This is a genomic window from Verrucomicrobiia bacterium, from assembly GCA_026414565.1.
In the GTDB taxonomy this organism is placed as follows: domain Bacteria; phylum Verrucomicrobiota; class Verrucomicrobiia; order Limisphaerales; family Fontisphaeraceae; genus Fontisphaera.
In genome coordinates this window covers 1-12,767 of record JAOAIT010000066.1, presented here as the reverse complement: position 1 = coordinate 12,767, position 12,767 = coordinate 1, and the positions used below count along the sequence as shown (strand labels likewise).

The 12,767-nt window shown below is 59.0% G+C and carries 4 protein-coding genes and 1 CRISPR repeat array; of the genes, 1 reads left to right on the top strand and 3 read right to left on the bottom strand.

Features of this window, described 5'->3' with window-relative positions; all coding sequences use genetic code 11:
* Window positions 1–39: 39 nt before the first annotated feature.
* Window positions 40–1,788: direct repeats of the CRISPR family, unit length 36 nt; unit sequence GCTTTGCCTTGATTCAAAAACCGGGGGGGATATAAT.
* A 160-nt stretch (window positions 1,789–1,948) separates the two neighbouring features.
* The 3 genes from cas2 to N3J91_16050 are packed head-to-tail and all read right to left on the bottom strand — an operon-like array spanning window position 1,949 to window position 6,668.
* The gene (gene cas2 / locus N3J91_16060; protein ID MCX8157928.1) at window positions 1,949–2,284 is read right to left on the bottom strand and encodes a CRISPR-associated endonuclease Cas2; all 336 of its coding nucleotides are present in this window, start codon (window positions 2,282–2,284) and stop codon (window positions 1,949–1,951) included.
* A 50-nt stretch (window positions 2,285–2,334) separates the two neighbouring features.
* Window positions 2,335–3,279, bottom strand: coding sequence for a type II CRISPR-associated endonuclease Cas1 (gene cas1, locus N3J91_16055; protein ID MCX8157927.1), 945 nt, complete (start codon window positions 3,277–3,279; stop codon window positions 2,335–2,337).
* The gene (locus N3J91_16050) at window positions 3,255–6,668 is read right to left on the bottom strand and encodes a hypothetical protein (protein ID MCX8157926.1); all 3,414 of its coding nucleotides are present in this window, start codon (window positions 6,666–6,668) and stop codon (window positions 3,255–3,257) included. The genes cas1 and N3J91_16050 overlap by 25 nt, the downstream gene beginning before the upstream one ends.
* 444 nt (window positions 6,669–7,112) lie before the next feature.
* Between N3J91_16050 and N3J91_16045 the strand changes: the two genes are divergently transcribed.
* A partial coding sequence (locus N3J91_16045; GenBank protein MCX8157925.1) for a lamin tail domain-containing protein occupies window positions 7,113–12,767 on the top strand: 5,655 nt, incomplete at its 3' end.

The window sequence follows — 12,767 nt, the reverse complement described above, 5'->3', positions numbered from 1 at the left end:
GGATATAATTGTTGGTTCTGTCGCTGGTCTCAAGGTTGAGCTTTGCCTTGATTCAAAAACCGGGGGGGATATAATGCCTTTGGCAAAATGATGTGCAATCACCAGGCTTTGCCTTGATTCAAAAACCGGGGGGGATATAATTGGGGTTCCAGCCGGTGGACTGGGTGAGCCGCTTTGCCTTGATTCAAAAACCGGGGGGGATATAATTGCTGGTCGGCGTGCCAATGCCAACGCGCAGCTTTGCCTTGATTCAAAAACCGGGGGGGATATAATCAGCGACATATAACAACGGTCGTGCTCTTCGCTTTGCCTTGATTCAAAAACCGGGGGGGATATAATATGAGTTCGGCGGGGTGGTGCAGCGCGGGGGCTTTGCCTTGATTCAAAAACCGGGGGGGATATAATCCGGCCTCGTTTGAGTCAGTCCATCGAGACGCTTTGCCTTGATTCAAAAACCGGGGGGGATATAATACGAATACACGAGAACCCGATTTCACACGCTTTGCCTTGATTCAAAAACCGGGGGGGATATAATTGCGCCGCTGAACGGCACTACGCCCAATCAGCTTTGCCTTGATTCAAAAACCGGGGGGGATATAATGGGATGCCTGCCAAATCGGGAATACCAGCTGCTTTGCCTTGATTCAAAAACCGGGGGGGATATAATTATGCTGAAAATCAGTGCAGACGTGGCCCTGCTTTGCCTTGATTCAAAAACCGGGGGGGATATAATCAAATACAACAACACCAGCCGCACGCCGCAGCTTTGCCTTGATTCAAAAACCGGGGGGGATATAATCATCGTCGCGCACTTGTGGCGCAATGCCCTGCTTTGCCTTGATTCAAAAACCGGGGGGGATATAATGCGAGCCGCTGCTGGTACTTTCGTGCGACTGCTTTGCCTTGATTCAAAAACCGGGGGGGATATAATATCTCAAGCAGAGCATGGTTGGCCACAGTTGCTTTGCCTTGATTCAAAAACCGGGGGGGATATAATTTTTGAAGGAGCAGGCCGACAGACTCGCTTGCTTTGCCTTGATTCAAAAACCGGGGGGGATATAATGCGGCACCAAAAAAGAATGTGTGACCGCCGGCTTTGCCTTGATTCAAAAACCGGGGGGGATATAATCATAACCCTGTATCAAACCCGTTATCCCCAGCTTTGCCTTGATTCAAAAACCGGGGGGGATATAATGTGGTGGCGTGGTGACGGGGACTTACGAGGGCTTTGCCTTGATTCAAAAACCGGGGGGGATATAATGGGACCAAGGCGGAGTGCCTGGCTGCCCTGGCTTTGCCTTGATTCAAAAACCGGGGGGGATATAATGAAGCCGTGCGGGCCGAGGTGGAGGCTTTTGCTTTGCCTTGATTCAAAAACCGGGGGGGATATAATTCAGCGGCCACCGCGCTTTGCTCCATCGGAGCTTTGCCTTGATTCAAAAACCGGGGGGGATATAATCAATTTTTATACAGTCATGTGGGCCAGACCGCTTTGCCTTGATTCAAAAACCGGGGGGGATATAATCTTCGGCAAATCCAACAATGCCACGCGCCGGCTTTGCCTTGATTCAAAAACCGGGGGGGATATAATAACGGCGCAGCTCGCTGCGGAATTCGGGCCGCTTTGCCTTGATTCAAAAACCGGGGGGGATATAATCATATCCGCACAAAAAGCAGCCAGATCGCTGCTTTGCCTTGATTCAAAAACCGGGGGGGATATAATATGAGCCGCTACAACTACTACGTGGCCCGGCTTTGCCTTGATTCAAAAACCGGGGGGGATATAATCGAAAGTTGCAATCTCCTGATGCAGAAGGGGATGGCAACTTTTTGCCCGCATGGCGGCGGGCGGATTTCGGCCACAAATGGGGGCGGTGTGTTTTTGAAAAGCGGTTTTTATCCAGAGGCTGAGGGGTGGTGGAGGCACGCCGAGGCGTGGGGTGTGTCGTCACCAGAATTGCATTTGTTCCGGTATGGTCTCGGGGTTTGTGGGAGTGGCCGGAGAACCTGAGATGACGAACGAGCGTTCCCATTGGGCGCGAGTCACAAAAATGGCCCGCACGGAGCCTTCCGGAGGGATGGCCTTTTTTAGACGTTCGATGTGGGTTTCCTGGCGGGCGAAGGAAACGCAGGGGCGGGCATAGACACTGAGCTGCACCATGAGATAGCCGTCATTGAGCAGGAATTTGCGGAAATCGGTGGCCGCCTTGCGTTGTTTGGGGGTGAGCACCGGCAGGTCAAAGGCAACGATAAGCCAGCCCATTTTGTATTTCTCCGTATCCATCCGCGGCCGCTGGTTTGGCTTGAGGCTGTGCGATTGATCGAGGGCGGCCGTCAAGCGGGTTTGCGGGATGCGTGTGCTTCTGTTTTGCCCAAGCCATGATCGGCCAGCCAGGGGCGGTAATATTTGGTTTGTTTTTCCACCACGGCCCGCCGGAAACCGCGCACCACGCCTTCGATGCAGCCGTGGAGGTCAAGGTTGAAGCCGAGGTATTCGACGCGTTCGATGGCAAAAGCGGTGACCCATTGGCGGAATTCTTTGGTGACTTCCCAGGATGGGGAATCGGGGTGGGCGAGCATCCATTGAATAACGCGCCCGTCCACGCAGGGGCGGAAGGGTTCCATGAGGTCGTAGGCCAGCGGGGTGCTGCGCTCGCGAATGACGTGGGAGATGCCGAAGGTGGGATCCAAGCCCAGAGCAAACAGCTTTTGCAAGGTGGTGGAGAGGAGGACGGCGTAGCCATAATTCAAGAGATTGTTCCAACTGCCCGCGTTGCGGCCGCGGGTAAAACCGGGGGTGTTCAATGCGGAGCCAAGCACCTGCCAGTAATAGCGGGCGCAAAAGGACTCCTTGTGGGGCTTGCGGCTGCGGGCGGCAGCGCGCAGTTCAGGCAGGCGAGGATGTTCAGGCACCAGGGATTCGGCGAGGGCCAGTTGGTTGCGGCATTTGGCCTCCACGGTTTTATGCCAGAGGGCGGCGCGCTGGTGATCGCTGAGGGCGACTTGCGCGCGGCACAGCAGCGTGTCGGTGGCACGCCGGGCGGGGAGGACCAGGCTGGCGGGTTTGAATGCCTCGCACAAGATGAGAGCCACGCCGTGCTTGGCCGCCTGCAAAAAAAGATGGCTGTGGATGGAGGCGGAGAAGCTGGTGATAATGATGGCGGCCACGTCCTCCAACGGCAGCTTGCGCTCGGCGTCCGCCGTTTTGCAGACGAGCTGGCCGTCCCGGCAACTGATGGAGCATTGCGGGGAGTCTATGTTGACGATGTGGTAGGACACGACGGCTGACCTACATAGGTGGTAGAGAGTATCTCGCAATTATCTTTAATGAGTGACGTTAGTAAGACATTTCCTTTGATTCCATAACCTTTGCTCTCCATCTTAACTCGGTCTGGTACAACCATATCTACCTTCATGTTTGCTTTAACACTCATAATTTTCCACACGCCCTGATAACGTCCTGTAGGGATTCTGATGAGCTGGCCATTGCGCAACACCCGCACGGGCCGGTTTTGGTTTTGGCGGCGCAAGGCCTGGAGCTGGTGCCAGACTTTGTGGAAGCGGATGATGGTGGGTTGGGGGTCCAGGGCGATGCCAAAGTTGTCCCCGATGATTTTAACGGCTTTAAGTTTTTTGAGTTTGCCATCGGTGCCGGGTTCAGGGTTCAAACCGATCAGTTTGGATTTTTCGACTTCCTTGTACACCCAGCGCCAGGTGTTGGTTTCATGCAGGAGGGTGCCGGTATCCCCTTCCGCGGCGGATTTACGTTTGCGGCACACAATGAGGACGGTATCGGCGGCGGGGTCGGGAATCTGGACTTTTTGAGCTTCGAACCAGCGGCGCAAACGCCTGGCCGAAGGATGCGTATCCTGGGGATCAAACACGCGATAAACGGTTTCCTCGGCGGGCAGGCCGGACATGTCTTTGGGGATGTGCTGCACAACGCGCCGCTCGGCGAGGCGCTGGCGCAACTGTTCCTTGAAGGTTTCGGGCAGTTCCCGCAACAGGACTTCACCCTCGGCGGTGAATTGACAGAGGCCATGGGTGGCGCGGGCCAGCAGGTCTCGTTCGGCTGGAGTCAGCCGGCGCTTAAGCAGCAGTTTCCAGATGTTGCCATCGCGGGGCAGAAAATGACTGGCCAGGGCCAGGGTGCAGGCATCCAGCGCATGGTGCAGGTGGGTGATGCCGCGGATTTCGTCTTTGCTGCGGACGTTGCCGGACTCGTCGAGCACTTGCGGGTTGGCCAGGCTGAGGCAACCCAGGAGGTGCCATGCCCGCCGAATTGTGGCGGTGACACTGCCGGGCAGGGAGGTGATGACGGGTTTATCTCGCAGTTTCAGGTAGGGCCGTTGCAACAAGGCGGCCCCCAGGCGCACCAGTTGGGAGGTCTGGGTCAAATCGCGGGGGGTAAATTCCTCTTCCACGTAGTCGCGCAGCAACAGCAGTTCTTTGCGGCGCTTTTTGCGGCGAAGATCCTCCAGGTGTCCTTTGCGGGTATCGAGACTATCCACCCATTTGCGGTATTGGGCGAGGGTCTGGATGGTGAGTTTAGGCCGCCCCTCCACGGTGCGGCCCTGAAATTCCTCAATGAAGGCCAGGGCGGTGCGTTTGCCTTTCATGCGATTAACTTCCGGAAAGGTGATGACCAGCGAGTCCAGACTGTCGCTGGCCCGCTGGCTGCGCGGGATGATGTGATCCTTGTCCACGCCTTTGTCGGCCAGCGTGAGAACATCGTATTTTTCGCCGGTGTAGGGGCAGGTCCAGTCCAGATCCATGGCGATGCGGGCTTTGCGGATGAGACCGGCGGTGATGCGGATTTCCGTCCCTTTCAAATCTTCCTCCAGTTTTTTGACGGCCGATTTGAAATGGGCCAGGCGCTGGCCCAAATCTTGTTCCTGCTCCTTGCGCGTCTTGCCGGAGTAGTCGCGCAATTCGCGGTTGACCTCGATGGTGATGCGTTTTACGCGGGCGGGGTTGTCTCCGGCATAGGTCTTGAGGATGTCTTGATGCAGGCGTTCGAGGATTTTCAAACGATGGCGGACCAGGTGGTTGTTGGTCTGCTGATCAATCTGGCGTTGAATTTGGGCTTCGCGAATGGCTTCGTCCCGATAGAGGCAGCCGTCCTTTTCCTTGGGATGGATGCCTTTAATCATGACGTCCTCCCAGGCCTGGCGCATGACTTCGCGGGTATAGGGGGCGCGGCCTTTGGGCAGGTCGGCGTGGAAGCGTTGCTGGAGCCATTCTTCAACCGTCTGGGTCTGGCCGCGCTTTTTTCTGGTGTTTTCCTGGGTGACGAACGCTTCGAGGGCTTGGCGCACCTGCTGGCGTTCAGGCTCAGGGGCAGCAGCGCACAGGTCCTGCAGGCTGAGGCTGCGGCCGCGGCGCAACATGCCGGTGGCGCGTTTCTGCAGGCGGGTGGGGAGGTGCGGCCACAAGGCGATGAGGCAAGGCTGGGTGAGGACTTTTTTAACGGGATCGAGGATCAGCATTTTATCGGCATCGGGCGGCATGAGCATCTGGTCCAGATTGTCGGGCAGGCCGCGGGTCAGCTCACGCACGGCTTTTTTGAACTCGTCCTTGGTGAGGAATCCCTTTTGCTCCATTTGTGCCTGCAAAGCGCGGCGTTCGTCCCGGGTCAAGGGCCGGACTTTGCCGTTGCCGGCCTGGGAGATTTTTACGTTGGCCAGCAGCATGGCCCAGCGAAAGCGGAGGAATTCCGGACATTTGGCCGCCGGCACCTTGGCTGCTTTGGCGGCGCGACGGGCGGCCTGCTCGGGGTCATTGTTTTCGTTTAGGGCTTGTTGAAACACCCGCTCAAAGGTGATGGGGCAGGAGGAGATGATGCGGTTGTCAAAGCGGGGGACGAGCTGACCAAACAAGAGGCCGCCATGGTAACGCTTGGGCAGCTTGAAAGCCGGGCCGCGAATGGCCTGCCAGTCCTCCATGAGGGCTTTGATCAGGGCGTCATCCACGCCTGGAAGTTTCCCGCGATGACGCTCCAGGATGCGGCGCACTTCGGCCTCAACCATGTCGCGGGGAAACGCCGCATTCAAGCCTTTGGGGCGCTGGTTTTCAGGCAGGTTGCAGGAGCGTTTTTTGCCGAGGGGATCCAGGCCGCAGACCGCGCAAATGGTTTCAGCCATGGTGTGGGTTTGATGTTTTTCCAGAAGTTGTCGCGCATTTTGCACTTTTTCGGCATCCTCCTGCTCGCTTTCGTCCTGCCGGCTCCAGAGGCGGTTGGCGTTGTAACCGCGGTTGTGAGCGTACCAGCGCAGGACATCCCAAAGCTCCGGCCAGGAGAGGAGGCGGCCGCCACGCAACACGCGGGCGGCGAGCAGCCAGGGCCAGGCGCAGCCGGGTTTGTCCAACTGGGCTTGGTTGAGCACCCGCAAATGTTTGAACAGCTCCTTCATGCGGGCGATGCGTTGGCGGGTGGCCCGGATGTGGCGGCGCTGGCGGCGGTAGTCACGCCGTTTTTTGGCCAGGCAATCGTCGGCGCCAAAAGTTACCACTCCACAGCCCAGGAGCGTGGGGGTGGGCAGATCCTCTGGAGGGGTGGAGTTGGTGCCGCAATCTTGAAGCACAGTCCAGCCGATGGAGCTGTGGCCAACGTCAAAGGCCAGTTCCAGGTCGGGTTGCGAATGAGTAATTTTTGGGTTGCTTTGCATAAATTGATGGGTTAAGGTTGCAGTGAATCAAGACAAAGTTAGATGCGTGCAATCCGGGTCCCTGCAGCCAAGCTGCACACCGCGATGAAGAGCATCTTAAGAAAAATCGCCGGTTCCCCGCCGGCGATTTTTTTTGCCCCAAGGCGTGCATTGTGCGGATGACGGCCCGGAAGGTGAGGGCAAAATAGTACGCTGCGGCACGGCGCTGGCTCAAATCTTCCCATGTTTTTTAACAAGGCTATGCCATGAGTGAATCATTTTTTCGGGCGCTTGACAACGTTAAACCTTGGACGGTTGGGGGCTTTGCCACCTGTTCGGCGGCCGGTTAACGGGCAGGGGGCCTTTTGCGGCGGTTGCGGGGGGCAGAAGGGGGTGGGGCTGACTCAGGCATTGCTTTTTTTGGAATTGCGTGTAACCTGAACGTAACAACCATCCATCAGACACATGAAAAGCATCATGCAACGGCTGGCGGCTGTTTTTGCCGGTCTGGTTCTCGGTCTGGCTCTCTATATCCCCGTGTCCTCGCCCGGGGCGGAGCTGTTGATCAGTGAGTTCATGGCGGCCAACGGCGGCCTGATTTTGGACGAGGACGGGGACAGTTCGGACTGGATCGAGATTCACAACGTGAGTTCCAACACGGTGAATTTGTTGAACTGGGCGCTGACGGACAACGCGAATAATTTGAACCGGTGGCGTTTTCCGGCCACCAATTTGGGGCCCAACCGGTTCATGGTGGTATGGGCCTCGGGGAAGAACCGGCGCGAGCCGGGGCGGCCGTTGCACACGAATTTCCGGCTGCCGGCGGAGGGGCGGTTTTTGGCGCTGGTGCGGCCGGAGGGGACGATCGAGAGCCAGTATGCGCCGAGTTATCCGCAGCAGTTTCAGAATGTGAGTTATGGGTTGCCGATGCTGGTGACAAATTATTTGCTGGTGGCGACCAATGCGCTGGCGCGCATCCGGGTGCCGGTGGATGGGGCGTTGGGGACGAATTGGACGGCGTTGGATTTTGATGACGGTACGTGGGCCACGGCCACCAACGGGATTGGTTTTGATGTGGCGGGTGGGGGCGGGGGGGGCGGGGCGCAGGCGATTTTGAATGCGGCGCCGCGGATGTATTACCGGTTCAACGAGGTCAGCGGCACCACGGCCGTGAACGCGGCCACCAATTTGTATCATGCCACGTACAACGGGGTGACGCTGGGCGCGGCGGGGGTGCGGCCGCCGGGGCAGGCGGGTTTTGAGGCCAACAACACGTGCGCCACCTTCAACGGCTCCAGTTCGTATGCGACGGCCGGCAGCGCGATGATTGTGGGGGCGCCGGCCTTCACCATGATGGCGTGGATCCGGCCCACGGCGACGCCGCGGGCGCGGGATGGGTTGTTTGGGCAGAATGACAGTCTGGAGTTTGGCTGGCTCAACAGCGGCACGCCGCAGATTCACCTGTGGACGCCCAGCGGGAGTTTTTCGTGGAATTATCCTTATCCGATCAACGAGTGGCATCACGTGGCGGCGGTGGGCGACAGCTCGGGCATCCGGCTGTATGTGGACGGGGTGCAGGTGGCGTCGGGCACGGGTTCGGCCAGTTACGGGACCAGTGCCTCTCCGTTCAACATTGGTGGCGGGGGCATCCTGGACGCCAGCGGCAATTTCTTCACGGGAGACATGGACGAGGTGGCGGTGTGGCTGCGGGCCTTGAGCGCAGCGGAGATCACCCAGATTTATCAGGCGGCGCTCACGCCGGCGAGTCTGGCGAATTTGGTGCGGAGCGACGTGCGCAGTGTGATGCAAAACCAGAATGCCTCTGTGTATGCGCGGTTCAAGTTCAACGTGGAGGATCCGTTGGCGGTGGACCGGCTGTTGCTGCGCATGCGGTACGAGGACGGCTTTGCGGCGTTTTTGAATGGCCAGTTGGTGGCGTCGGCCAATGCCCCGGACACGCTGGCGTGGAATGCCGCCGCCCTGACGGACCGGAGCAAGAGCCAGGCGCTTGGATGGGAGACGTTTGATCTGGCGGATTACCTGGCGCTGCTGCGGCCGGGGACGAATGTGCTGGCGATTCAGGGGTTGAACGAAAGCGCGGCCAGCGGGGATTTTCTGCTTGAAGCGGAGCTGAGCTACACCTCGGCGGGCAATTATGAATTTGTGCCGCGTTACTTCCTGACGGCCACGCCGGGCGATTTCAACGGGGTGGGGACGCGGGATTTGGGGCCGGTGATCAGCAATGATGATTATTCTCCGCGCCCGCAGCCCAATCCCGGCCAGAGCCTGACGATCACGGCGCGGGTGGCGCCCACGTTCAACGCGGTGTCCAACGTGCTGCTGTATTACCGGGTGATGTACAACAACACGAGCGTCATCTCCATGCGGGATGATGGCTCCGGCGGAGATGTAACGGCGGGCGATGGCATTTACACGGCCATTATTCCCGGGGCGACCAATGGCCAGATGATCCGGTGGTACTTCCAGGCGCAGGATGTGCAGGGCCGCACGTCGCGCTGGCCGTTGTTCCAGGATCCGCTGGGGTCGGCGGAGTATTTTGGCACGGTGGTGGCGGACTCCAACCTGGTGAGCAAACTGCCCATCATTCACCTGTTTGTCTCCAATTACACCGCCAATGTGGGGGTGGACGATCCCAACAAGACCGGCGGGCGGGCCTCGGTGTTTTATGACGGCGAATTTTACGACAACGTTTTTATGCGGGTGCGCGGCAACACCACGCGCTCGTACACCAAGAAATCCCACCGGCTGGAGTTCAACCGTGAAAAACCTTTCCGGCATCCGGGGCCGGGCGGGGGGCGGTTGCGCAAGACGTCGTTTGTGGCGGACTATCCGGATCCGACCTACATGCGGCAGGGGTTGTCGTTCTGGTTGTGCGAGATGTTTGGTTCGCCGGGCACGTTTTATCATCCGGTACGGCTGCAGATGAACGGGGCTTTTTACCAGTTGGCCAACCATAACGATTTGCATGGGGAGGAGCTGCTGGAGCGCCTGGGCTGGGATCCGAATGGGGCGTTGTACAACGCCGCCGGCCAGGTGACTCCGGGCAAGGCGAGCACGGGCGGGTTTGACAAGAAAACGCGCCGCTGGGACACGACCGATGCCGATTACCTCGAGCTGGCCAATAAAATTGCCGAGAGCCTGCCCACCGAGACACGGCGCATCAATGCCCTGGATTTGTTCGACGTGCCCAACGTGCTGAACTACCTGTGCGTGGCGCGGTGGGTGCATGAAAATGACGATGTCTGGGCCAACATGACCCTGTATCATGACAATGATGGCGATGGACTCTGGCGCATCATTGGCTTTGACATGAACCTCTCATGGGGGGCGATTTTCGCCGAAGGTGATGCTTCGTTGTACACCGGGGTGCAGGCCACCAATGACAACCACAAGGCGCATCCCTTGTATGGTTCCTCGCAGGCCCTTGCCTTGAGCGGGCCCAGTGGCGCCTACAACCGCGTGTATGACACGTTCTTTTTGGTGCCCCAATTGCGCCAGATGTACCTGCGCCGTTTGCGCACGTTGATGGACACCTGGATTCTTCCGCCGGACGCGCCGCCGGGGAGCTCCCCGGTGGAGCAGCGCATTTATGCCTTGCGGGACTATATTGCCGAGGAGGCCATTCGCGATCGTGCCCGCTGGGGATGGCCGTCGGTGGGCGGGCAGAACAATTTCACCCCGGGCATTGATATTTACACGGGAGTGCAGCAGATGGTGGAGCAGTTCTTTTACCCGCGGCGGCAGCATTTCTTTGGCAAGCATTGCATCACCAACACAGCCCTGCCCATTGGCATAACCAAGGCCAACAACGCCGGCATCCCGTTGCCGCAACCCACCAATGCGGTGCTGGACATTGTGGACTGGGAGGTGAATCCGGCCTCGGGCAATCAGGATCAGGAGTATATCTGCGTTACCAACCGCAATAATCTGGCCCTGGACATTTCGGGGTGGCGCCTGCACGGCGGCGTGCGCTTCACCTTCAAACCGGGCACCGTGGTGCCGGCCACCGGCGCGGTGTATGTGGCGCGCAGCGTTCCGGGCTTCAAATCCCGCACCACCGGCCCGCGGCCGGGGCAGGGGTTGGTTGTTGTGGGCGGTTACGACGGGCAGCTTTCCACGTGGGGCGATGTCATCCTGTTGAGCGATGACCGGGGGCGGTTGGTCAGCTCCAACAGCTACCCGCCCTCCCCCAGTCTGGCGCAGCAATATTTGCGCATTACTGAGGTGATGTACAACCCGCCGGCGGTGGCTGGGGATCCCACGTACAAGGAGGAATACGAGTTCGTGGAGCTGAAGAACGTGAGCACCAATGTCACCCTGAATCTCACGGGCATTCGGTTTACGCAGGGCATCGAGTTCAATTTCACCGGCAGCAGCGTCACGTCCCTGGGGCCGGGCCAGCGCGTGCTGGTGGTCAAGAATCGCACGGCCTTTACCAACCGTTACGGCGCCGGCTTGAGCATTGCGGGAGAATATAGTGGTTATCTGAACAATGACGGCGAGACCTTGCGCCTGGTGGATGCCACCGGGGAGAAAATCCTCGAGTTCACCTACAATAATAATTGGCAGCCGCTGGCGGACGGGTTGGGCGGTTCGCTGGTCGTGGTCAACGAGCTGGCCGACTGGCGCGCGTGGGAAAGCCGCGAGCAATGGCGCGTCAGCACCTCCGAGAATGGCTCACCCGGCCAGGATGATTTGGCGCCGCCGCCGTTGCTGCCCGTTTTGGTGAATGAAGTGATGGCCAACAGCGGCTCGGCGGGGGGTGACTGGGTGGAGCTGTACAACCCCAATCCGGCGCCGGTTTCTCTGGCGCATTGGTGGTTGAGCGATGACTTTAATACGCCCAAGAAATATCGTTTTCCGGCCAATGCTTCCATTCCGGCCAATGGTTACCTGGTGCTCACCGAGGCCCAGTTCAATCCGAATGGCCAGGGTTTTGCCTTTGGCGCAGGCGGGGATGACGTTTATTTGTTCAGCGGCAACAGCGCCGGCCAGCTTACGGGTTACTACCACGGCTTCAGCTTTGGCGCTTCTCCGGTGGGGGTCACTTACGGGCGTTATGTGACCGAGCTGGGCGAGGAATTGTTTGTATTGCAGGCTTCCAACACCATGGGCGCTGCGAATAGCGGGCCGCTGGCCAGCCCGATCGTGGTGAATGAAATCATGTATCGGCCGCCTGACTTGTTGGTGTTTGATCCCATCGGTTTCAATCCGGCGCCTTACAAGCCCGTGGACAACACGCGCGATGAGTACATTGAACTGTGGAATACCACCACCAACACCCTCGCGCTGGGGAGTCCCACCGGCACCAATGCGTGGCGCTTGCGTGGCGGGGTGGATTTTGATTTCCCAACCAACGCCGTCATTCCGGCGGGCGGTTACATTCTGCTGGTCAATTTCAACCCGGCGGATGCGGCCCTGGCTGCGGCTTTCCGTACCTTGTATCAAGTGCCGCCGGGCGTGGCGCTTTACGGCCCCTACCGCGGCAAGCTGAACAACGATAACGACACCATTCGACTGCAACAATTTTTCCAGGGCAACTATGTGGACATGGATGCCTTTACTTACCGGGACAATGTGCCGTGGCCTTGCGGCGCTGACGGCAACGGCCGGTCTTTGCATCGCTTGTCGCCCCGCGAGCTGGGAGCGGATCCGTTGAACTGGGCGGCGCAACCGCCGACGGCCGGAGCGCCCACCGTCCCGCAAACCCGCGGTCTGGCCTCCCTGGTGGCCGGCCCGGCCAATGTGGCGGTGGCCACCAATGGCACGGCGGTGCTTTCGGTGGACGTGTGCTCGCCGTATCCGGTGAGTTATCAATGGCGGTTCAATGGCCAGAATCTGCCGGGTGAGAACAATTCCATCCTGGTCATTCCCAATGCCCAACTGGCGAACAGCGGTTATTACAGCGTCATTGTTTCCAATCGCGCGGGAGCCTTTGAGACCGCCCCCGCGTGGGTATCGGTGCAGGTGCCGCCGCGGATTGTGGAGCAGCCGGCGAGTCAGACGGTGTTGGCGTTTGGGGAGGCGGTGTTGCGGGTGGGGGTGGAGCCGACGCCGCCGTACTGGGTGCAGTGGCGGTTTAACGGGGCGAACTATTTT